We start from the raw sequence: 19,962 nt of genomic DNA on the forward strand, positions 1-19,962 counted from the left end.
TCCATATCGGCGCCGCGTTCGGCCGCGGCGGACGATGCTCATCGGGCCGGCACGCTCGGAATCGGCGGCGCGGCGTCCGACGATCCGCCGACCTGCGCGACCGTCGCACCGGCTTCGCCCTTCTCCGATCCGCGATAGATCGTGACCGGACGCGCGGGCGCCGCCACGCGAACCGGCGCGCTGACCTGCGTCTGGCGCGAGCGCGGCAGATCGCGCACGGCGCGCGAGATGTCGCCGGCCCAGATCGGCGCGTGCTGCGCGGACGATGCAGGCGCCGCCGCAGTCGCCGATGCGTTCGGATCGCGCTTGTCGGTCGCGAAGCTGCGCAGCGCGAGCGAAAGGGAACCGAGGCGCGCCGCCACGGCGACGACCTCGCCCATGCGCGGCGTCACTTCGAGCGTCACGGTGCGGGCGCGCGCGATGGGCTCGCTGCTGTCGCCGTTGTTCTTGGGCCGCTTGATCTCCGAGCCGACGGCCAGCACGCGTACGTGCTCGACCACGGTTTCGCTCGATACGGCCATGTCCGGCGAATCGGTGCGGCGCTCCATTTGCTGCGTCAGCAACAGATCGACGTAATCGCCCGGCTGAATCAGACCTGCGTTGCCGGAGACGTCATCGACCGCGACGGACACGGCGCGCATGTCGGGCTTGAGCGTCGCGGCGAGAAAGCCGGGTGCGTTCGGCAAAAAGACATCGGCCGCGGTCAGCACCGCGCCGCTCGCGGCCGGATGGCGCAGCAGCGCGCCCTTGAGGTCGGGCGCGTTCTGCGCGCCCGAAATGATCGCGTTGGGCGGAATCTGGTTGGCGGGCATCGCCTTCCACGCGAGGTCTTCGTCGCGCAGAAGCAGGCCTTGGGGCAGATCGGCGGCGCTCACCTGCACCTTCTCGGTCGTCACGGGCTGATTGGGCGGGCGCGAAGCGCTCGCGACCACGACGCGCACGATGAGCGCGATGAGCAGCGCGCCGATCAGAAGCATGGCGAACTTGATGATGTTGGACATGAGCGCGCCGTCCTATCGGATCGCAAAGAAAGGCATGAGCGCCGGCAGCACGATCACGAGACCGCCGCCGAGCGCGAGGGCCACGCCGTACGGAACGCCGCGCGCGCCGGAGAACATCGCGAGCGCTTTCATGGGCATGAACCGTTGCACGGGGTCCATGTGGCGCGTCGCGAGGCTGATGAGGGACACGACGGTCCCGATCACGGAAATCAGGGTTAAGGCGGGCAAGGACAAAGCGAGTCCGGCCCAGAGAAAAATCACGGAGGCGAGTTTCGCATCGCCTCCGCCCAGCATTTTCGCCGCGAACAGCACGGCGCAGACCAGGAATACGCCAATCGCGAGCAGCAGATGCACGATGACATCGTCGACCGGCATGCGGCGCGCCAGCGCGTCGGCAAAGAAGAGCGCCCCGACGACCAGCACGATTTTGGTCGGCAGGCGTCGGGAGCGCACGTCGATGACCGCGAGCCAGAGCAGCACGCAGAGCACGATCAGGCGGATGGCAAGAGACAAGAGCTGCACGTTGGTCTCGTTGTTGTGTGGGCCGGCGCTTGTTAGTTCGCGCTGCTTTGTGCCGTCGTGACCTTGTCGAACAGGGTCGAGAACATCGTTCCGACACTGGTGCTGAACGTGCTCGCCATCGCGCCGAGCGCCAGCACGACGATGCCGGCCAGGACTGCATACTCCATCGCGCTGACGCCGCGCTCATCGCGCACGAATGCCTTCATCAGTTTGCGCATTTTTCTTTCCTTCAAGGGTTTAGGTAGGTGTGGGCCCGGCAAAAGGAATACCGGGCAGGACCCATCCTAGCCATTTTGGGAAGGAATAACTTCGCGAATTAAAGCCTGAAATGGCCTCTTTCCGAGGTTTAGAAAAACGATGCGCGCGCCCTTTGTCGGCAACAATCCGAAATACTTTAGAGAGTGGATTTTTTCTTTTTTTATTTTTAACCAATCGACAAGACGGGCGCCCTATCGTTTTAAGCAGATCCCGCAAACTTTAGAGAAACCGTTTACTGATGTCTGGCGAAATGCGCTCGTAAGAAACGGCTCGACAAAACCTGAGCGATCCGGAGCCAGGCGCGCGGCGCAGCGCGAACCGCGCCGCCGCGAAAACGCAAGATTACCTTTTATTACCTGCTTTTGTCACGCAGTTTGCGCAACTCGCAAGATTATTATCCAAGGCCCCTCTTTCATGCCTTTCCATGCAAGCTTTATCCATCGCGCTTCTCGTCTTGTGGAAAAGAAGGCATGTCGATATCGCTGCTTGCCGAGCGGAAATTATCGCGCGCTTCTTGCGCGAGCTTTTCATAACGCTTGCGAAAAACCGTGAGTTCCTTTTCATCGAGCTCTTCGAGATCGAGCAGCGCGTTATGCGCCTTGTCGATTGTGCGAATCAGTTCGTCGAGCTTGATCTGCATCGCTGCGGTGTCGCGGTTCTGCGTGTTCTGGATCAAGAACACCATCAGGAAAGTGACGATCGTCGTCGACGTATTGATGACGAGCTGCCATGTATCGCTGAAGTGAAAGAGCGGTCCCGAGACGGCCCAGACGATCACGAGCACCACGGCGATGACGAAGGTCGATGCGCGGCCCGCTAATTGCGCGAGCGCATTCGAGAACCTGAGAAACCACGAAGTCTTCATTCGGCGTCTCCTGAGCTTGAGGATCTGCTACGGGGCGCGGCTAGAATACCGCTTGTGAACACGAAGCCCAAACCCATCGATTTCTACGCGCCGTCCGAGATCGTCGCGCAACGCCTGATCGGCGCGATCGTGACCGTCGACGGTATCGGCGGCCGCATCGTCGAAACGGAAGCGTACGACCGCGAAGATCCGGCCTCGCATAGCTTCTCCGGTCCGACGCCGCGCAATGCAGCCATGTTCGGGCCGCCCGCGCATGTCTATGTCTATCGCTCTTATGGCATTCACTGGTGCATGAATTTCGTGTGCCGCGAAGCCGGTCATGGCGCGGGCGTGCTGATTCGCGCGATCGAACCGCTCGTCGGCATCGATGAAATGCGCGAGCGGCGCGGCCTTGCGCCGATCAAACTGCTGTGCTCGGGACCGGGCCGCGTCGCGCAGGCGCTCGGCATCACGCACAAGAACAATGGCATGTCGCTGCTCGAAGCGCCGTTTCATATCGAGCCGCCCGAGGAAGAATGCGCGATCGTTCAAGGACCGCGCATCGGCATCAGCAAGGCGATGGACGTGCCGTGGCGTTTCGGGCTTGCCGGTTCGAAATTCGTCAGCAAGCCCTTTCCGAAGGATTGACGCTTCAGTCAGCCGGACGCAGCTTCTTCACTTCATCGTCCGATGGCTGCACGCTCGCGCCATCGACATAACGGAAGGACGTCATCACGCCCTTGCCGTCTTTCAGCCCGGTTACGCCGACATACGCGCCCATCGTCGATTGATTGTCCTCCTTGCGATACGTGATCGGACCGAACGGCGTATCGACAGGCAAGCCCTTGAATGCGGCCGCGAGCTTGTCGGCGTCGGGCGAGCCCGCTTTCTTCAGGCCGTTCGCAATCGACATCATCGCCGTATAGCCGACGACCGAACCGAGGCGCGGATAGTCGTGATACTTCGCCTCGTAAGCGGCGACGAACTTCTTGTTCGCCGGCGTATCGATCGAATACCACGGATAACCCGTCACGATCCAGCCGACCGGCGCTTCCTTGCCGAGCGGATCGAGATAATCCGGCTCGCCCGTCAAAAGCGATACGACCGCGCGATTCTTGAACAGGCCGCGCGTATTGCCTTCACGCACGAACTTGCCGAGGTCCGCGCTGAAGAGCACGTTGAAGATGCCGTCGGGCTTTGCATCGGCGAGCGCTTGCGTGACCGCGCCGGCATCGATGTTGCCGAGCGGCGTCGCCTGCTCCGCGACGAACTCGACATCCGGCTGCGCGGCCTTCAGCAAGCGCTTGAACGTGGCCACCGCCGATTGCCCGTACTCGTAGTTCGGATAGACGAGCGCCCAGCGCTTCTTGCCGAGTTTCGCGGCTTCGGGCACGAGCATCGCGACCTGCATGTAAGTCGAAGGACGCAGCCGATATGTGTACTTGTTGCCGTCCTGCCAGACGATCTTGTCGGTGAGCGGCTCGGCTGCGAGGAAGAAGATGCGCCGTTGCTTGGCGAAGTCCGCGAGCGCGAGACCCGTATTCGACAGATAACCGCCGAACAGCAATTTCACCTGCTCGCGCGCGACGAGCTCTTGCGCGACGCGCACTGTATCGCCGGGATTGCCGTTGTCGTCGCGCGAGACGACTTCGAGCTTGTTGCCGTTGATGCCGCCCGCCGCGTTGATCTCGTCGAGCGCGAGATTCCAGCCGTTCTTGTACGGCATGAGAAACGCGGGCTGCGCCTTATAGCTATTGATCTCGCCGATCTTGATGGTGTCGGCGTGCGCGGCGAACGCCATGCCCGCTGCGATGGCCGCGATAGTGAAGCGCATTGGCGCCATTGAATCTTCTCCTCTCCGTTTGAATGATCGTTTAAACGCCGAGCAACTCGCGGCGCGCGGCATCGTCGCTCGCGAATGCGTGCATCGGGCCTTCATGGCGAATCTGCCCTTTTTCCAGCACATAAACGCGATCGCTGACGAGTTCCGCGAAATGCAGATTCTGTTCCGACAGCAGTATGGCGAGCCCTTCGCGCTTCAGTTCGAGAATCATATCGGCCATTTGTTCGACGATGACAGGCGCGACACCTTCCGATGGCTCATCGAGCAACACGAGGCGCGGATTGCCCATCAGTGTGCGCGATACGGTCAACATCTGCTGCTCGCCGCCGCTCATGCGGCTCGCGCGGCGATTGCGCATTTCGCCGAGATTCGGGAACACGCGAAAGAGCTTTTCGGGCGTCCACGATGGCGCATCTTCGCGCGGCGGCTGCCGGCCCGTGTCGAGGTTCTCCATCACCGTGAGATCGCCGAACACGCGGCGATCTTCGGGCACGTAACCCAGCCCCTTGCGCGCGATGCGATGCGGCGCCATGCCCGCGATGTCTTCGCCCATGAACGACACCGCGCCCGATATGCGCGGCAGAAGACCCATGACGGCTTTCATCGTCGTGGACTTGCCCGCGCCGTTGCGGCCCATCAGCGCGACCACTTCGCCTCGTCCGACTTCGAAGCCGACATCGAACAGTATTTGCGCGCGGCCATGGAACGCATTCAACGCATCGACTTTGAGCAGCGTCATGACGATGCCCCCGCATTCAACGCCGCACGCGGCGCATACGATGCGCCCGTGCCGAGATAGACCTCGCGCACGCGGGCATCGTCGCGGATCGCTTCGGCATCGCCTTGTGCGATGAGACGTCCGCGCGCGAGCACGATCAGCTTGTCCGCATGTGAAAAGACCACGTCCATGCTGTGCTCCGTGAACAGCACGCCGATGTTGCGCTCTTTCGCGAGACGCGCGGTGAGCGTCATCAATTCATTGCGTTCCTGTGGCGCCATGCCAGCGGTCGGTTCGTCCATCAACAAGAGCTTCGGATGATTTGCAAGCGCGATAGCAAGCTCGACGCGCTTCACGTCGCCGTATGCGAGCACCGCGCAACTGCGGCGCGCATGCATCGCCATGCCGACGAGATCGAGCAACGCCATCGCTTCGTCTTCCCTCCACGATTCGACGCGCCCGAACAGCCTGTAGATGCGCCGCTCGCGCGAAAGCAATGCCATCTGCACGTTTTCGAGTACGGTCATCGAATTGAAGGTCGCGGCGATCTGAAACGTGCGCGCGACGCCACGCCGCCAGATATCGCGTGGACGCATGCCCGCGATATCGTGACCGTCGAAGCGGATCGCGCCGGAAGTCGGCTTGAGCTGACCGTTGATCATGTTGAAGCACGTCGATTTGCCCGCACCGTTCGGACCGATGAGCGCGAGCAATTGACCGGCTTCGAGATCGAATGAAACGTCGTCGACGGCGTGCACACCGTCGAACGACTTCGAGAGATGCGCGACGGATAGCAGGCTCATTGCGCCTCCCTGAAAAAGCGCTCGCGCACGAAACCCGCGATGCCTTGCGGAAACGCGATGACGAGCACGAGGATCGCCGCGCCGAGCAGCGCTTGCCAGTAGTCGGTCTGACGCGCGACGGCATCCTGCAGCCAGGTGAACACGCTCGCGCCGACGATCGGACCGGCAAGCGTCTGGATGCCGCCGAGCAGGACCATCACGAGGCCGTCGACGGAGCGGCCGACGCTGATCGCTTCCGGCGAGATGTTGCCCTTCGAGAACGCATAAAGCGAACCCGCGAGCCCGCACACGAGCGCCGCGACGATGAACGCGGCCCACTGCACGCGCGCGACGTTCACGCCGATCGCTTCGGCGCGCAACGGCGAATCGCGACCGGCGCGCATCGCGAGACCGAGCGGCGAGAAAAGCATGCGCCGCAAAAGCCATACGCCGATGACGGCGAAGAAGAGCGTGAGGTAGTAGAACGCGACGGGAGACGATAGCCACGGCGACGGCCAGATGCCCAATATGCCGTTGCTGCCGCCCGTCACGGCATCCCATTGAAAGACGACGGACCAGACGATCTGCGCGAACGCGAGCGTGAGCATCGCGAGATACACGCCCGATAAGCGCACGCAAAACCAGCCGAACACGATCGCGCCGATGCCCGCAATCAGCGGCCCGAGCACGAGCGCGGCTTCCATTGGTAACGCGAATACCTTGAGAAACAGCGCCGCGCCGTATGCGCCGAGGCCGAGGTACGCCGCATGACCGAACGAGTGCATGCCGCCCGGTCCCATGATGAAGTGCAGGCTCGCGGCGAACAGCACCGCGATCATGATCTCGACGAACAGCACGGGCATGTACGGAAACGCATCGGCGGCGAGCGGCGCGAGCGCAAGCGCGATCACGGCGATGAACGCCGCGATCCTCATGTTTCGCGTGGCGGGTAGCAAAGGCCGGTCGGCGGGCGCGGCGGAACGTGCGATCGTCTGCGGACGGCCGAAGAGTCCCCACGGACGCAGCACGAGCACGACCGCCATTACGACGAACTCGGCGACGAGCGTGAACTTCGACAGCGAGAAGCCGACGCCCATGATCGTTATGTTCCCGATGCCGATGCACATCGCCTTGATTTCGGCGATCAATAGCGCGGCGACGAACGCGCCCGGAATCGAGCCCATGCCGCCGACCACGACGACGACGAACGCATTGCCGATGGTCTCGATATCGAGCGAGAGATTCGCCGACATGCGCGGCACCTGCAGCGCGCCGCCGAGTCCCGCAAGCATCGCGCCGACGAAGAACACGCCGGTAAAGAGCCACGCCTGATTGACGCCGAGCGCGCCGAGCATCTCGCGATCCGCGCTCGCCGCGCGCACGAGCGTGCCCCAGCGCGTGCGCGCGAGCGCATACCAGAGCATGAACAGCACAAGCGGGCCGATGACGATCAGCGCGAGATCATAGGTGGGCAACGCATGACCGAGCAGCTGCACCGCGCCTTCGAGATGCGGTGCGCGCGGGCCGAACAGATCTTCCGGTCCCCAAAGCCACAGCGCCGCATCGCGAATGATGAGCACGAGCGCGAACGTGGCAAGCAGATGAAACAACTCCGGCGCGCGATAGATGCGCCTCAGCACGCTCACTTCTATTACTGCGCCGATCGCGCCGACCAATAGCGCGGCGCCCGCGATCGACGCCCAGAACCCCGCGACGCTTTCGCCGAAGCGGCTCGTCAGGCTGTACGCGACATACACGCCGAGCATATAGAGCGAGCCGTGCGCGAAGTTGACGATGCGCGTGACGCCGAAGATCAGCGACAGTCCCGAAGCGACGAGAAAGAGCGCAGAAGCATCGGCGAGGCCGTTGACGAGTTGAACGAGCAGGTTGGAGAGCATCGGCTCTGTGAGCATTTCGGCGGAAAGAGCCGACATTATCGATGAATTGCGCAACCTTCTCGTGGCGCGACAGAAACATCCCGCGTGAAAACCACTGGAAAAAACGTATTGACGGCGTTTATGTCTCGTATATGCTCGCTGAAGGGCAATTGTCGGCATGGGCAATCGCTCTGCAAATCCACTCGACCAACGAGTCTTATCGTGAAAGTCCAAAGCCCTCTGGCACGCAGGAGCCATCACTCCCGCGCCGATCGCTGCGGCAAGCTTCCCGATCGCCGCTTCCTGTCGGTTCTGACCGTCCTCTCCCGCCGCTGCGTGCGGCGTCGCAACGCGATTTCCGCGCGCGCGTTCATCGCCGTGCATTGCGTCGGCGCGGCTTCGCTGCTGCCGTAGCGCCTCCTCTCGTTTTCTTCTCCATCAGTTGTTGGTCCGCGCGCGTGCGCCCGCACGCGTGAACGCGCGCGTCCTGCTTCTTCGCGCATTCGCGATGCATCGCGAAGGCCGTGGACGCGTGCGCCCTATCGAAACGTGAGAACGAACATGGAACGCATCGACGAATTCCTGCGAAAACATCGCATCACCGAAGTTGAAGCGATCATTCCCGACATGGCCGGCACCGCGCGCGGCAAGATCATTCCGCGCAGCAAGTTCGAATCGGGCGAAGCGATGCGCCTGCCGCAAGCCGTGATGATCCAGACCGTGACGGGCGACTATCCCGTCGATGGCAGCTTCACCGGCGTCACCGATCCCGACATGGTCTGCGTGCCCGATCCCGCGACGATCCGCCTGATTCCGTGGGCCACCGATCCGACCGCGCAAGTCATCCACGATTGCGTGCATTTCGACGGCACGCCTGTCGCCATTTCGCCGCGTCGCGTGCTGCGCGAAGTGCTTCATAAATTCGCCGCCAAGGGCTGGCGGCCTGTCGTCGCGCCCGAACTCGAGTTCTTTCTCGTCGATATGAATCGCGATCCCGATCTGCCATTGCAACCGCCGGTGGGCAGAACCGGGCGCGCGGAAACGGGGCGTCAGGCGTACTCGATCGATGCCGTCAACGAGTTCGATCCGCTTTTCGAAGACATCTATGAATACTGCGAGATGCAGGAGCTCGAAGTGGATACGCTGATTCACGAAGTGGGCGCGGCGCAGATGGAAATCAACTTTCTGCATGGCGATCCGCTCAATCTCGCGGACCGCGTGTTTCTTTTCAAGCGCACGGTGCGCGAGGCCGCGCTGCGCCACAAGATGTACGCGACCTTCATGGCGAAGCCGATGGAAAACGAACCCGGTTCGGCGATGCATGTGCATCAGAGCCTCGTCGATGACGAGACCGGCCGCAATCTCTTCACCAATCGCGAAGGCGAACCGACGGGACTCTTCTATAGCTACATCGCGGGCTTGCAGAAATACACGCCCGCGCTCATGCCGATCTTCGCGCCGTATATCAACTCTTATCGCAGGCTATCGCGCTTCATGGCCGCGCCGATCAACGTGCAATGGGGCTATGACAACCGCACCGTCGGCTTTCGCGTGCCGCACTCGTCGCCGCAGGCACGACGCATCGAGAATCGCATTCCGGGCGTCGATTGCAATCCGTATCTCGCGATTGCCGCCACGCTCGCCGCGGGTTATCTCGGCATGACGCAACATCTCGAACCGACCGAACCGCTCGCGAGCGATGGTTATCGCCAGCCTTATCAATTGCCGCGCAATCTCGACGAAGGCCTCACGCTGATGGGCGCTTGCGAGCCGCTTGCCGAAATGTTCGGCGAGAAGTTCGTGCGCGCCTATCTCGCGCTGAAGGAAACCGAATACGAAGCGTTCTTCCGCGTGATCAGTTCGTGGGAACGCAAGCATCTGCTATTGCACGTTTGAAGGAGCCGACAACATGAACGATCGAATCGATTCGACGGCGCATTACCGCGCGCTCGACGCCGCGCATCATCTGCATCCGTTCTCCGATATGGGCGCGCTCAATCGCGCGGGCAGCCGCGTGATCGTGAAGGCCTCAGGCGTGTATCTGTGGGATTCGGAGGGAACGCGCATCATCGACGGCATGGCGGGCTTGTGGTGCGTGAACGTCGGCTATGGACGCCGCGAACTCGCCGATGCCGCACTGAAACAGATGCAGGAACTGCCTTACTACAACACCTTCTTCAAGACGACGCATCCGCCGATCATCGAGTTATCGGCGATGCTTGCCGATGTCGCGCCCGCGAAGTTCAATCGCTTTCTTTATTGCAACAGCGGATCGGAGGCCAACGATACGGCGCTGCGCGCCGTGCATCGCTATTGGGCCGTGCAAGGACAAACGAAAAAACGCTATGTCATCGCGCGAGCGAATGCGTATCACGGCTCGACGATCGCGGGCGCAACGCTCGGCGGCATGAGCTATATGCACGAGCAGATGCCATCGAAGATGGAGCATGTCGCGCATATCGACCAGCCTTACTGGTTCGGTGAAGGCGGCGCGATGAACGAAGAGGAATTCGGCATTGCGCGTGCGCGTCAGCTCGAAGATATGATCGTCGAACTCGGCGCGGAGAACGTCGCCGCTTTTATCGGCGAGCCGTTTCAGGGCGCGGGCGGCGTGATCTTTCCGCCATCGACTTATTGGCCGGAGATCGCGCGCATCTGCCGCAAGCATGACGTGCTCTTGATCGCCGATGAAGTGATCGGCGGCTTCGGCCGCACAGGCGAGTGGTTCGCGCACGAGCACTTCGGCTTCGAGCCGGATGTCATCACGATCGCAAAAGGTCTTACGAGCGGCTATGTGCCGATGGGCGCCGTCGCGCTATCGGATCGCATCGCGAATGCAATCGTGAATGGCGGCGAATTCAATCACGGCTTCACGTATTCGGGGCATCCGGTCGCGGCGGCAGTGGCCGTGGCTAACCTCAAGTTGCTGCGAGACGAAGGCATCGTCGCGCGCGTAAAGCACGATGCGGGGCCGTACTTTCAAAAGCGATTGCGCGAAGCGTTAAGCGATCATGCGATCGTCGGTGAAATTGCGGGCACGGGGCTCGTCGCCGGCATTCAGCTTGCCGAAGATCGCGCGACGAAAAAGCGCTTTGCCAATGGCGACGATATCGGCACCATATGCCGCGACTTCTGTTTCGCGGGCAATCTCGTGATGCGCGCGAGTCACGATCGCATGTTGCTTTCGCCGCCGCTCGTCGTCACGCATGACGAGATCGACGAAATCGTCGATAAAGCTCGCGCCGCCATCGATGCGACCGCGCGCGCGATCACGCACGCCGCGTAGCGAAGTATTCCGCCGCCATGTGCCTAAACGCCGTGACGGCGGGATTGTCTTGATCGGCACGCCACGCCATGCTCATTTCGGCCTGAACGGCGTTGCCCGCAATTTCCCTGAACTCGACACTGTCGTAATGAAACCGTTGCGACGATGCGGGCAGAATCGATACGCCCAGCCCTGCACGCACGAGCGAAAGAATGGTCGGCGTCTGATCGATGTATTGCGCGAAGTGCGGCTTCACTTCATCGGCGACGAGCATGCTCATGATGCGGTCGTAGAAGTATTTGCCGTGCGTGGGCGAATGCATGATGAAGGGCTGCTCGTGCAACTGCGTGAGTTCGAGCCGGTCGAAACGGCACAGCGCGTGTCCCGCAGGCAATGCGACGATCATCGGCTCGCGGTCGACGAGAAGAAACTCCACTTTCTGCCGCGAAGGCAGCGGCCGCATGAAGCCGAGATCGATCGCGTTTGCCTCGAAGGCTTCGATCTGCGCGACGGAAATCATCTCGAGCAGCACGACGTCGATATCGGGCAGATCGCGCTTCGCAGCGACGAGCAGTTCGGGTATCAGCTCATAGCCCGCCGCGCCCGTGAAGCCAATGCGTACGCGCCCCGTCTTGCCCTTGCTCGCGCGCCTCACGGTGCTTTCGGCTTGCTCGGAAAGATTGAGCAGGCGCGTTGCATCGGCGAGAAACACGCGCCCTTCGGTCGTCAGCTTGACCGTGCGCCCGACGCGCTCGAACAGCTTCACGCCGAGGTTTTCTTCGAGCAGATGAATCTGTCTGGAAAGCGGCGGCTGCGTCATGTTGAGCAGCGCGGCCGCGCGCCTGAAGTTCAGTTCCGTCGCGGCCGCAACGAAGCAACGTACTTGTCCGAGATCGAGCATTCGTAATCGACGTTGAGGTGATGGCCGATCATTATATGTTCGCCCCGGACGCGTTCATGCGCGTGCGTCAGGTCGTGAGGCTGCCTTCGGGGCGCTGTCCCGCAAGAGCCTGAGCGAGACTCGCGAGCACCATCTCGCCCATCGCCGTGCGCGATTCGACCGTTGCGCTCGCGCGATGCGCCTGCAGCACGACGCGATCCATGCCGAACAATTCGGCCGGCACATTCGGCTCATCGACGAAAACATCCAGTCCCGCGCCCGCGATCACGCCACGCGACAGCGCTTCGACGAGATCGCTTTCCTCGACGAGCTTGCCGCGCGCGATGTTGATGAGATAACCGTCCTTGCCCAACGCATCGAGCACGGCCGCATTAACGATGCCCTTCGCTTTATCGGCTGCAGCGGCGAGCACGAGAATGTCGCTTTCGCGCGCAAGCGACAGCAGATCGGGCACGAAGCGATAGTCGATATCGTCCATCGCGCGTACATCGGTATAAGCGATCGGACAACCGAACGCGGCGGCGCGTAGCGCAATCGCGCGGCCCACCTTGCCGAGGCCCACGATGCCCACGCGCTTGCCGCTGAATCGGCGCGACAACGGAATCGCGCTCGGGCTCGGGTTGTTCACCCACTTGCCGGTCTTCACGAAATCGTTGCCGGGGCAGATCTCGCGCAGCGTGGTCAGGATGAGACCGATGGCGAGATCGGCAACATCTTCGGTCAACGCGCCGAACGTACCCGTCACCGGCAACCCGCGCGAGCGCGCGAATTCGAGGTCGACGGCATCGGTGCCGACGCCGTTCACCGCGATCACCTGCAATGCAGGCAAGCGTTCGATGAGATCGTTGGCGATGCCCGTATGTCCGCCGGTAATCACGCCGCGAATCGAAGCGCCGTGTTCGCGGATATACGCGTCCTTGTCTTCCTGCTCGAACAGCCGATGCATCGTATAAAGCGCATTCAGCTTTTCATTGATGGCCGGTACGAGGATGGGATTGAGTTGCAGAATGCTCGGCTTCAATTCGCGTGCTCCATGGTGTTCGTTGCGATGTGGAGCGGATCATGTCTGCTTTCGGCGATAACGTCCAATCCCAAAACGCTATCAATTGATCCACGAATCGACGCATTGCATGCCGCGCTTCGATCGATTCAATCCGGGAATCAGGTAATAGCAATAAAAGATTGGACGCTCTTGTCCACGCTCCCCACAATTCGAAGCATCGGAAGGCACATCGACAATAAAGCCTTGCACATAACATCGGAGACAACAGCGCAATGAACAACGCTGACGGCATCGTCGCTTCCTCGAAAGCGGAACCTGTTGCGGAGAGACACACGAAACACCGCTGGGTCGTGATGGGACTGATCTTCTGCATCTGGGCGATCGCGTGCGCGGATCGCGCCAACTTCGGCATCGCGCTGCCGTATCTGAAGAGGGAATATCACATCACCAATACCGAGGCCGGTCTCATCGTGAGCCTGTTCTCCTTCGCTTATGGCTTCGTGCAGATTCCCGTCGGCCTCCTCTACAAGCGACTCAGCGAAAAGACCACCGGCCTGCTGTTTTCCGTCTTCATGATTCTCACGTCGGTATTCACCGGATTGATGGGCACGACATCGTCGGTGTTTCTGCTGATGGCGTATCGCGTGGGTCTCGGCTTGTCGGAAGGACCGCTCGGCATCGGCTGCACCAACGTCATCAACCGATGGTTCCCCGCAAGGGAAAAAGGCACGGCCACCGGCCTGTGGATCGCCGCATCGAAGCTCGGGCCGCTGATCGTGCCGTCGGTGTGCATCGTCGTGATCCAGTTGTGGGGATGGCGCGAGATCTTCTATGTGTTCGCGGTGCCGGGCATTCTGCTCGCCGTCGTATGGATGTTCTTCGTGACGAACTCGCCCAGCGAGAATCGCTTCTGCTCGCCCGCCGAGCGCCGCTACATCGCCGATGAAACGACCGTCGGCAGCAACGGCGGCAAGTCGCTGTCGCGCGCGCGCATGACGCCGATGCCCCGGCTCGACGCTATCAATCGCACGAAGCGCGTGCCGCAGCTCGAAACGATTCGCCAGGTCTTCGGCTCGTGGAATATCTTCGGCATCGCGCTGGGCTATGGCTGCATGATCGGCATCAGCAACATCTTCATCTCGTGGATTCCCACTTATCTCGTGACAGTGAAGGGCTTCGCTTCGGTGAAGATGGGCTTCCTTGCATCGGCGCCTTTCATCGGCGCGGTGACGGGCAACATGCTCGGCGGCATCATCTCCGATCGTCTGCTTGGCGGACGCCGCAAACCGATGATGATGCTCGGCGCGCTCGGCACGATGCTGATGACCTTCCTGCTGATCGATGCGCCCGACAGCGTCGCCTATCTCGGCGCGGCGCTGATGCTCGCGGGCCTGATGCTCGGCATCGGCTTCGCAGGCTACTCCGCGTATCCGATGGGTCTCGCAACCAAGGCCACCTATCCGACGGCGTTCGGCATCGTGAACTCGGTCGGACAAATCGGCGGCGCCTGCGCTCCGCTCGCGGTCGGCCTGCTGCTCGACAGCTATAACTGGACCGCGGTCTTCCTGTACATGGTCGGGACCGCGACGCTGTGCCTGCTCTTGTTGCTCAGCGTGGTCGAACCGATAACCGACTCATCGGAACCGGCGAAATGAAATTCAGTTGATTCGATGATGCTTCGCGCCGCTCCTCGCGGCGCAATTTCTTTCAAAGACCGCTCTCGACCATATCGAGAAGCCGCTCGGCAAGCGGTTCGATCTGCGTGCGCTTCAGCCCCTGCAAAGGGCCTTCGATCAGCAAGAGCGCGAAGCCGTGCACCGCGCTCCATGCTAGATATTCCGCTTCGGGCCGGCGTTTCGCTTCGAGCGCGCCCGCCTCGACCATGTCGTCCAGCGCGCGGCTCAGCAACTCGAACGGATCGAGACCGCCCGGCCCCGCGCCATAGGTTTCCTCGTGTTCCGTCCATTCCGTTTGCGGCGCCGCGAACGCCGTGCGAAACAATCCCGCTTCCTTTTGCGCAAAACGAAGATATCCCGTGCCGATGGCGCGCAAACCCGCGCGCGCCGCATCGGCACGGCGGCGCTTCTTCGGGCGCGACGCGAGTTCCTCTTCCATTGCTTGCGCGACGAATGACAGCGCCGCCGAGCGTACCGCCGATAGCAATTCCTGACGGCTCCCGAAGTGACGATAGGCCGCGTTCGGCACGACGCCCGCCCGGCGCGTGGCTTCCCGCAAGACGATCGCGTCGGGGCCGCCTTCGCGCGCGAGTTCGATTCCCGCATCGATCAGCGCGCGTCGCAAATCGCCATGTCGATAGGTGCTGCGCGGCTTGCCATTTGTCATTTTGATTCGTGTGACTTCGATTATGTGGACACTGTTCATTATCTCTGCTACTTTTTGTGGACGGTGTACACAACACAAAAAATAGTTCTGCATCGGTGTTTGCCGTTGCATTGTCACGACGCGGCGGCATCGTATGCGAAAGGAGGTTCGCATGGCGAATACAAATGATCGTACGGATCCGCATGACGATATCGCGCGCATCCGCGAAATGATCGAGGCGTGGCGGCAGGCAGTGCTGGCGAAAGACGTCGATACGCTCGTCAGCCACTACGCGCCGGATGTCGTCGTGTTCGACGTCGTGCCGCCCGCGTCGATCAGGGGCATCGAGCACTATCGCGAGAACTGGCGGCGCTGGTTCGACAGCATGAAAGCCCCGCTCTCATTCGAAATGCGGGAAGTGGAAGTCGCCGCGAGCGGCGATCTGGCTTACGCGCACTCCGTCAACCGCGTCGCCGTGGGCGAACAGGAGGACATCGTGCGCGCGACCGTGTGCTTCAGAAAGATCGATGGCGACTGGCGTGTCGTGCACGAGCACGCATCGGTGCCGCTCATGATGGATATGGACCCTGACGAAACGTCATAACTCAAGGAGCAGTCATGCAAGTGCAACCCTATCTGTTTTTCGAAGGCCGCTGCGAGGAAGCGATCACGTTCTATCGCGAGAACCTGGGCGCGCAAGTCGTCATGATGATGCGCTTCAGCGAAAACCCCGACGCCGGCAAGGCCGAAGCCGCGAGCGGTTGCGGCGTGCCGTCGGGATCGGAAAACAAGATCATGCATGCGGCATTCACCATCGGCGATTCAATGGTGATGGGCTCCGACGGCATGTGCAGCGGCAACACCGAGTTCAAGGGCGTATCGCTTTCGCTCACGGCCGATGACGAACAGCAGGCGGAAAAATACTTCAACGCGCTATCGAACGGCGGCCAGGTGCAGATGCCGATGACGCAAACCTTCTTCGCCAAGCGCTTCGGCATGGTGACGGACAAATTCGGCGTCAACTGGATGGTGCTCGGCGGCGTCGAAGGTCAGCCGCAATAAGCATGCGACGACCGTCCGGCTGGAACGCGGCTTGCGCGCCTTTCATCGCATCAATTCGAAAGGAGGCGCACCATGAGCAACTACGCCGGACGTTCTCAGGAAGACCGTATCGCGCAACGCAAGGGCAACAAGCAGACAGCGCAGGAACAGCCGGGCGGGAACATGGCCGAACCCGGCACGGAGCCCAACAAGGACCATAGCAGCGGCGTGCTGACGGAAGAAGGCAAGCAGGTGTGGCGCACGGGTTCGGGCATCGACGGTGGGGGAAAGACCTGACATCCGTATCGGCCTTCTGAAACGTGAAACAATGGCGGGGTGCCAAAAATATCGCATGTACTATTTGCACCTTGACTCATAGGAGCTTTCGATGAGCGCCCCGCGCAAAAACAATCTTTCAGGTTCGGACATGCCTGCTGATGGAGCCGATCGTCCGACCCGCGAGGAAGCCGAAGCCGCTGTCCGTGTTCTGTTGCGCTGGGCGGGCGACGATCCGCGCCGCGAAGGCCTGCTCGATACACCGGGCCGCGTCGTGCGCGCATATGAAGAGTTTTTTGCGGGCTATACGCAGAATCCGCATGACATCCTCGCTCGCACGTTCTCGGAAGTGCAAGGCTATGACGAAATGATCGTCCTGAAGGACATTCGTTTCGAGAGCTATTGCGAGCACCACATGGTGCCGATCATCGGCCGCGCGCATGTCGCTTATCTGCCGAACAAACGCGTCGTCGGCATTTCGAAGCTCGCGCGTCTCGTCGACGCCTTCGCGAAGCGTCTGCAGATTCAGGAGAAGATGACCGCGCAGATCGCCGATACGCTGAACGAAGTGCTGCAGCCGCTCGGCGTCGGTGTCATTCTGGAAGCCGCGCATCAATGCATGTCGACGCGAGGCGTGCACAAGGCGGGCGTGTCGATGGTCACCTCGCGCATGCTCGGCTCATTCCGCGACGATCCGTCGACGCGTCGCGAGTTTCTTGCCATCGTCGGCAATCAGAACGCGTTCAGCGTGTCGAATACGTAAGGCCGCCGCAAGCAAAGCGCACGCGCGAACGCAAACGCAAACAAACAAAAAGGGCCTCGCGGCCCTTTTTTCATGCGCCGAATCCGTTGCCCGGCGTGCCCGGTCCCGAACCTTCGCGAATCTTGCCCTGCGATACGTTGCTGCCCGGCGGCACGCTATGCGTGAGCCACACATTGCCGCCGATGACCGAGCCTTTGCCGATGGTCACGCGGCCGAGAATCGTCGCGCCCGCGTAGATGACGACATCGTCCTCCACGATCGGATGCCGTGCGTTGCCTTTGACGAGCGCGCCATCGCTCGTCGAAGGAAAGCTCTTCGCGCCGAGCGTCACGGCTTGATAGACGCGCACATGCTGGCCGATCACCGCCGTCTCGCCGATCACGACGCCCGTGCCGTGATCGATGAAAAAGCTCGGCCCGATGGTCGCGCCCGGGTGAATGTCGATGCCCGTCAGCGAATGCGCGATCTCGTTGATGAAGCGCGCGAGCAAGGGCACGCCGAGCTTGTGCAACGCATGCGCGAGACGATGATGCGTCATCGCCCAGACGCCCGGATAACACAGCAGAATCTCGGTGATGTGCTGCGCCGCCGGATCGCCGGTGAAAGCAGCTTGTATGTCGCTCACGAGCAGCGCGCGGATATGCGGCAACTGCGCGCCGAACTCGCGCGCGATCGCGAAGGCTTGCGCCGAGAGATCGGCTTCGCTCGTATCGCGATGTTCGGGCAGGAAGCGCAGCGCGCGGCGAATCTGTTCGCGCAACAGACGCAAGTTGGTTTCGAGCGTTTGCCCGACATAGTAGTCGACGCTTTCGTCGGTCAGATCGGGCGCGCCGTAATGCGTGGGAAAGAGCGCCGAGCGCAGGCCGTTGACGATCCCGACGATGGCCTCGCGTGAAGGCAGTTCACGTATGCCGAGCGGATGCCGCGTGCGATGAAGCTCTTCGCGCGACTGGCGCAAGTCCGCGACGATGCGGGCGAGGCCCCATTCCTGAGGCGTGTCGAGCGCGGTGTCGCGGGATGTTTCGAGCGGCGGTACTGCGCCGAACGTGGGCATGTTCTGCATGTCGGGCAAGAAGCGAGGGACGGATTAAACGACAAGCGTAACCGGTTTTGCGAAAGCCTGCCGTCCGGCCGATCGCGCACCCGCGTCCCCGATGCTCGCGCGGAACATCGCTCAGGCTGTGACGTTGCTTGCGTCGATCCAGCGCACGGCCCAGTCGCGCGCGTGCGCGATGGCTTGGCCTTCGTTGCGGAATCGCAGCTCCGAAGGAAAGAATCGGTTCGCGACGAGCTCGCCATCGCTCGATCGCGAGATCACCACGTACGGCTGGTAGCTGCCATCTCCGGCCCGGGCGGGCGCGCAGTTTAGAAGGTAGCCTCGATGTGAAAAGGCTGCATCGTGTTGCATGAGTCACCTGTGTGAAAGTGCCCTGCTCGTTCGAATCGCATTGCTCTTTTTCGACCCTCCTGATTGCTCGAGTTTCGCGTATTGCGCTTTGCCGCCGACAGGTTCCAAATAATACTTGCAGGAAATCGGCTTGGGGTCGAAAAAAGGGCTGAAATTTTAAGTATCTCCGAAGGCGCTCTCCGGCAAGGCTCGCGGTTCCGTCGCCAAATATCCGGAACGAGTCTTGCGTGAGGGCTTGGTCAATTCAGGTCCAACTGCAACGGAGCAATGCGATGAACAACGCTGAATCAAACGATCCGCAGAACAAGCAGAAGGAGCAGGTCGCCGACAGTCCGATCAAGACGCCCGGCGCGGAAACCGCTCACGTGAAGATGAGCGATGCGAACAAGGCCGCAGCGGGCGGCGAAGCGCACGCGGGCGCGGGCGCCGGTGCGAAGACGGAGACGACGAAGGCAGGCATGCATATCGGCCCGCAAGGTCTCTATGAGAAGCCGCCGCGCGGCGTCGATGTCGCCAACGACGACGGACTCGACGACACCGTCGATGCCGACGCGAAGAGCATTCATGCGCGACGCGAAGCGGAAATGCTCGCGCGCGAGCCGGATTCCGTCATCACTTCGAATGCGACGACCGTGAACTTTGTACCCGAACCGGGCGATGGTCTCGGCGGCTTCGACAGCCGTCCCGGCCGCAATGGCGTGTTGCTTGCGCTGGAGCGGGGCTATCGCCTGATCGATCGCGGCATGGTCGCGCCGACGGTGCCCGAGGTCGAAGACAAGGTGCGTTTCGAAGGACGCGACCCGCACGGCCACACCTTGCGCGGACGCAAGCACTACGCGCTGAATCATCTGCGTCCGTCGCGGCTCTTCGAGCTCGAACGGAAATGAGCACGACCGCCGTCGCGCATAAGCAAAGAGCCGCATGGACTATGCGGCTCTTTTTACTTGCGTGGGCTTCGCGCGTTACTTTTTTTCTTCCTTCTCGTCATCGGTTTCGATGCGCGTCACGCCGCCCGTTGCAGGCGGATCGCTCGCGGGGAACGTGTCTTCGACTGCCTTGTCGAGATCTTCGTCGTCACGTTCCGAATGCGGATTCTGTTCCTTCAGATTGCCCATCGTCTGCTCCTTTGCTCGTTGCT

At 61.6% G+C, this 19,962-nt stretch carries 24 protein-coding genes; 10 read left to right on the forward strand and 14 right to left on the reverse strand.

Annotation, left to right across the window (positions count from 1 at the left end; translation table 11 throughout):
* Positions 1-38 precede the first annotated feature (38 nt).
* The 4 genes from cpaB to NCS02_RS18890 all read right to left on the reverse strand — a co-directional run bounded on the left by cpaB (position 39) and on the right by NCS02_RS18890 (position 2,646).
* A complete protein-coding gene (gene cpaB, locus NCS02_RS18875) occupies positions 39-1,001 on the reverse strand; it encodes a Flp pilus assembly protein CpaB (protein ID WP_250503089.1) in 963 nt (320 codons plus the stop codon).
* Positions 1,002-1,013: 12 nt separating this feature from the next.
* Positions 1,014-1,523, reverse strand: coding sequence for an A24 family peptidase (locus NCS02_RS18880; RefSeq protein ID WP_008352914.1), 510 nt, complete (start codon positions 1,521-1,523; stop codon positions 1,014-1,016).
* Between the two features lie 32 nt (positions 1,524-1,555).
* Positions 1,556-1,741 carry a Flp family type IVb pilin gene (locus tag NCS02_RS18885; RefSeq protein ID WP_175979510.1) on the reverse strand — a complete coding sequence of 62 codons (186 nt, stop codon included), beginning with the start codon at positions 1,739-1,741 and terminating at the stop codon, positions 1,556-1,558.
* 473 nt (positions 1,742-2,214) lie between these two features.
* The gene (locus NCS02_RS18890) at positions 2,215-2,646 is read right to left on the reverse strand and encodes a low affinity iron permease family protein (RefSeq protein WP_250503090.1); all 432 of its coding nucleotides are present in this window, start codon (positions 2,644-2,646) and stop codon (positions 2,215-2,217) included.
* Between the two features lie 54 nt (positions 2,647-2,700).
* Here NCS02_RS18890 and NCS02_RS18895 point away from each other — a divergent pair, with 54 nt between their 5' ends.
* Entirely contained in the window at positions 2,701-3,273 is a 573-nt protein-coding gene (locus NCS02_RS18895; RefSeq protein ID WP_008352911.1) for a DNA-3-methyladenine glycosylase, read from the forward strand.
* A 4-nt stretch (positions 3,274-3,277) separates the two neighbouring features.
* Here NCS02_RS18895 and NCS02_RS18900 read toward each other — a convergent pair whose 3' ends face one another.
* The 4 genes from NCS02_RS18900 to NCS02_RS18915 are packed head-to-tail and all read right to left on the reverse strand — an operon-like array spanning position 3,278 to position 7,866.
* Positions 3,278-4,468, reverse strand: coding sequence for an ABC transporter substrate-binding protein (locus NCS02_RS18900; protein WP_008352910.1), 1,191 nt, complete (start codon positions 4,466-4,468; stop codon positions 3,278-3,280).
* Between the two features lie 31 nt (positions 4,469-4,499).
* Positions 4,500-5,207 carry an ABC transporter ATP-binding protein gene (locus NCS02_RS18905; protein WP_249798690.1) on the reverse strand — a complete coding sequence of 236 codons (708 nt, stop codon included), beginning with the start codon at positions 5,205-5,207 and terminating at the stop codon, positions 4,500-4,502.
* Positions 5,204-5,989 carry an ABC transporter ATP-binding protein gene (locus NCS02_RS18910; RefSeq protein WP_250503091.1) on the reverse strand — a complete coding sequence of 262 codons (786 nt, stop codon included), beginning with the start codon at positions 5,987-5,989 and terminating at the stop codon, positions 5,204-5,206. The genes NCS02_RS18905 and NCS02_RS18910 overlap by 4 nt, the downstream gene beginning before the upstream one ends.
* Complete coding sequence (locus tag NCS02_RS18915) at positions 5,986-7,866, reverse strand: ABC transporter permease (protein WP_250503092.1); 1,881 nt, start codon at positions 7,864-7,866, stop codon at positions 5,986-5,988. Before NCS02_RS18915 ends, NCS02_RS18910 begins: the two co-directional genes overlap by 4 nt.
* A gap of 201 nt (positions 7,867-8,067) precedes the next feature.
* Between NCS02_RS18915 and NCS02_RS18920 the strand changes: the two genes are divergently transcribed.
* From NCS02_RS18920 to NCS02_RS18930, 3 genes are all read left to right on the forward strand, one after another.
* Positions 8,068-8,259 (forward strand): hypothetical protein, encoded by a 192-nt coding sequence (locus NCS02_RS18920; protein WP_008352906.1) that lies wholly within the window; start codon positions 8,068-8,070, stop codon positions 8,257-8,259.
* A gap of 147 nt (positions 8,260-8,406) precedes the next feature.
* Positions 8,407-9,741 carry a glutamine synthetase family protein gene (locus NCS02_RS18925; RefSeq protein ID WP_008352904.1) on the forward strand — a complete coding sequence of 445 codons (1,335 nt, stop codon included), beginning with the start codon at positions 8,407-8,409 and terminating at the stop codon, positions 9,739-9,741.
* A gap of 13 nt (positions 9,742-9,754) precedes the next feature.
* Positions 9,755-11,131: an aspartate aminotransferase family protein gene (locus tag NCS02_RS18930; protein ID WP_250458013.1), complete on the forward strand. Its 1,377-nt coding sequence runs from the start codon at positions 9,755-9,757 to the stop codon at positions 11,129-11,131.
* On the opposite strand, the gene NCS02_RS18935 is transcribed toward NCS02_RS18930, so the two are convergent.
* Both NCS02_RS18935 and NCS02_RS18940 read right to left on the reverse strand, forming a co-directional pair.
* Positions 11,115-12,011, reverse strand: coding sequence for a LysR substrate-binding domain-containing protein (locus NCS02_RS18935; RefSeq protein WP_250503093.1), 897 nt, complete (start codon positions 12,009-12,011; stop codon positions 11,115-11,117). The genes NCS02_RS18930 and NCS02_RS18935 overlap by 17 nt on opposite strands.
* A gap of 67 nt (positions 12,012-12,078) precedes the next feature.
* The gene (locus NCS02_RS18940; protein ID WP_008352899.1) at positions 12,079-13,032 is read right to left on the reverse strand and encodes a 2-hydroxyacid dehydrogenase; all 954 of its coding nucleotides are present in this window, start codon (positions 13,030-13,032) and stop codon (positions 12,079-12,081) included.
* 254 nt (positions 13,033-13,286) lie between these two features.
* Between NCS02_RS18940 and NCS02_RS18945 the strand changes: the two genes are divergently transcribed.
* Positions 13,287-14,669, forward strand: coding sequence for an MFS transporter (locus NCS02_RS18945; RefSeq protein WP_250519925.1), 1,383 nt, complete (start codon positions 13,287-13,289; stop codon positions 14,667-14,669).
* A 52-nt stretch (positions 14,670-14,721) separates the two neighbouring features.
* Here NCS02_RS18945 and NCS02_RS18950 read toward each other — a convergent pair whose 3' ends face one another.
* Entirely contained in the window at positions 14,722-15,357 is a 636-nt protein-coding gene (locus NCS02_RS18950; RefSeq protein WP_175979518.1) for a TetR/AcrR family transcriptional regulator, read from the reverse strand.
* Positions 15,358-15,508: 151 nt separating this feature from the next.
* Here NCS02_RS18950 and NCS02_RS18955 point away from each other — a divergent pair, with 151 nt between their 5' ends.
* The 4 genes from NCS02_RS18955 to folE all read left to right on the forward strand — a co-directional run bounded on the left by NCS02_RS18955 (position 15,509) and on the right by folE (position 17,416).
* On the forward strand, positions 15,509-15,940 hold the full coding sequence (locus NCS02_RS18955) for a YybH family protein (protein ID WP_008352894.1): 432 nt from the start codon (positions 15,509-15,511) through the stop codon (positions 15,938-15,940).
* A 14-nt stretch (positions 15,941-15,954) separates the two neighbouring features.
* Positions 15,955-16,398 (forward strand): VOC family protein, encoded by a 444-nt coding sequence (locus tag NCS02_RS18960; protein WP_008352892.1) that lies wholly within the window; start codon positions 15,955-15,957, stop codon positions 16,396-16,398.
* Positions 16,399-16,470: 72 nt separating this feature from the next.
* Positions 16,471-16,674 (forward strand): hypothetical protein, encoded by a 204-nt coding sequence (locus NCS02_RS18965; RefSeq protein ID WP_008352891.1) that lies wholly within the window; start codon positions 16,471-16,473, stop codon positions 16,672-16,674.
* A 91-nt stretch (positions 16,675-16,765) separates the two neighbouring features.
* Positions 16,766-17,416: a GTP cyclohydrolase I FolE gene (folE, locus tag NCS02_RS18970; protein WP_008352890.1), complete on the forward strand. Its 651-nt coding sequence runs from the start codon at positions 16,766-16,768 to the stop codon at positions 17,414-17,416.
* A 70-nt stretch (positions 17,417-17,486) separates the two neighbouring features.
* On the opposite strand, the gene epsC is transcribed toward folE, so the two are convergent.
* Together epsC and NCS02_RS18980 are read right to left on the reverse strand one after the other, a co-directional pair.
* Positions 17,487-18,479: a serine O-acetyltransferase EpsC gene (epsC, locus tag NCS02_RS18975; RefSeq protein ID WP_239294389.1), complete on the reverse strand. Its 993-nt coding sequence runs from the start codon at positions 18,477-18,479 to the stop codon at positions 17,487-17,489.
* 111 nt (positions 18,480-18,590) lie between these two features.
* Complete coding sequence (locus tag NCS02_RS18980) at positions 18,591-18,824, reverse strand: hypothetical protein (protein ID WP_250523260.1); 234 nt, start codon at positions 18,822-18,824, stop codon at positions 18,591-18,593.
* 272 nt (positions 18,825-19,096) lie between these two features.
* Between NCS02_RS18980 and NCS02_RS18985 the strand changes: the two genes are divergently transcribed.
* Positions 19,097-19,711 carry a DUF3005 domain-containing protein gene (locus NCS02_RS18985; protein WP_250503094.1) on the forward strand — a complete coding sequence of 205 codons (615 nt, stop codon included), beginning with the start codon at positions 19,097-19,099 and terminating at the stop codon, positions 19,709-19,711.
* A 75-nt stretch (positions 19,712-19,786) separates the two neighbouring features.
* Here NCS02_RS18985 and NCS02_RS18990 read toward each other — a convergent pair whose 3' ends face one another.
* Positions 19,787-19,939: a hypothetical protein gene (locus NCS02_RS18990; RefSeq protein ID WP_008352886.1), complete on the reverse strand. Its 153-nt coding sequence runs from the start codon at positions 19,937-19,939 to the stop codon at positions 19,787-19,789.
* Between the last annotated feature and the right edge of the window lie 23 nt (positions 19,940-19,962).

The sequence above is a fragment of the Caballeronia sp. NCF2 genome, from assembly GCF_023631205.1.
GTDB lineage: Bacteria > Pseudomonadota > Gammaproteobacteria > Burkholderiales > Burkholderiaceae > Caballeronia > Caballeronia zhejiangensis.

What these genes read in the sequence shown, in the direction of transcription:
- cpaB (WP_250503089.1), bottom strand. Translation starts at nt 1,001, where the DNA reads ATGTCCAACATCATCAAGTTCGCCATGCTTCTGATCGGCGCGCTGCTC.
- NCS02_RS18885 (WP_175979510.1), bottom strand. Translation starts at nt 1,741, where the DNA reads ATGCGCAAACTGATGAAGGCATTCGTGCGCGATGAGCGCGGCGTCAGC.
- NCS02_RS18890 (WP_250503090.1), bottom strand. Translation starts at nt 2,646, where the DNA reads ATGAAGACTTCGTGGTTTCTCAGGTTCTCGAATGCGCTCGCGCAATTA.
- NCS02_RS18900 (WP_008352910.1), bottom strand. Translation starts at nt 4,468, where the DNA reads ATGGCGCCAATGCGCTTCACTATCGCGGCCATCGCAGCGGGCATGGCG.
- NCS02_RS18905 (WP_249798690.1), bottom strand. Translation starts at nt 5,207, where the DNA reads ATGACGCTGCTCAAAGTCGATGCGTTGAATGCGTTCCATGGCCGCGCG.
- NCS02_RS18910 (WP_250503091.1), bottom strand. Translation starts at nt 5,989, where the DNA reads ATGAGCCTGCTATCCGTCGCGCATCTCTCGAAGTCGTTCGACGGTGTG.
- NCS02_RS18915 (WP_250503092.1), bottom strand. Translation starts at nt 7,866, where the DNA reads ATGCTCTCCAACCTGCTCGTTCAACTCGTCAACGGCCTCGCCGATGCT.
- NCS02_RS18925 (WP_008352904.1), top strand. Translation starts at nt 8,407, where the DNA reads ATGGAACGCATCGACGAATTCCTGCGAAAACATCGCATCACCGAAGTT.
- NCS02_RS18930 (WP_250458013.1), top strand. Translation starts at nt 9,755, where the DNA reads ATGAACGATCGAATCGATTCGACGGCGCATTACCGCGCGCTCGACGCC.
- NCS02_RS18935 (WP_250503093.1), bottom strand. Translation starts at nt 12,011, where the DNA reads ATGCTCGATCTCGGACAAGTACGTTGCTTCGTTGCGGCCGCGACGGAA.
- NCS02_RS18945 (WP_250519925.1), top strand. Translation starts at nt 13,287, where the DNA reads ATGAACAACGCTGACGGCATCGTCGCTTCCTCGAAAGCGGAACCTGTT.
- NCS02_RS18950 (WP_175979518.1), bottom strand. Translation starts at nt 15,357, where the DNA reads ATGACAAATGGCAAGCCGCGCAGCACCTATCGACATGGCGATTTGCGA.
- NCS02_RS18955 (WP_008352894.1), top strand. Translation starts at nt 15,509, where the DNA reads ATGGCGAATACAAATGATCGTACGGATCCGCATGACGATATCGCGCGC.
- NCS02_RS18960 (WP_008352892.1), top strand. Translation starts at nt 15,955, where the DNA reads ATGCAAGTGCAACCCTATCTGTTTTTCGAAGGCCGCTGCGAGGAAGCG.
- NCS02_RS18965 (WP_008352891.1), top strand. Translation starts at nt 16,471, where the DNA reads ATGAGCAACTACGCCGGACGTTCTCAGGAAGACCGTATCGCGCAACGC.
- folE (WP_008352890.1), top strand. Translation starts at nt 16,766, where the DNA reads ATGAGCGCCCCGCGCAAAAACAATCTTTCAGGTTCGGACATGCCTGCT.
- epsC (WP_239294389.1), bottom strand. Translation starts at nt 18,479, where the DNA reads ATGCAGAACATGCCCACGTTCGGCGCAGTACCGCCGCTCGAAACATCC.
- NCS02_RS18980 (WP_250523260.1), bottom strand. Translation starts at nt 18,824, where the DNA reads ATGCAACACGATGCAGCCTTTTCACATCGAGGCTACCTTCTAAACTGC.
- NCS02_RS18985 (WP_250503094.1), top strand. Translation starts at nt 19,097, where the DNA reads ATGAACAACGCTGAATCAAACGATCCGCAGAACAAGCAGAAGGAGCAG.
- NCS02_RS18990 (WP_008352886.1), bottom strand. Translation starts at nt 19,939, where the DNA reads ATGGGCAATCTGAAGGAACAGAATCCGCATTCGGAACGTGACGACGAA.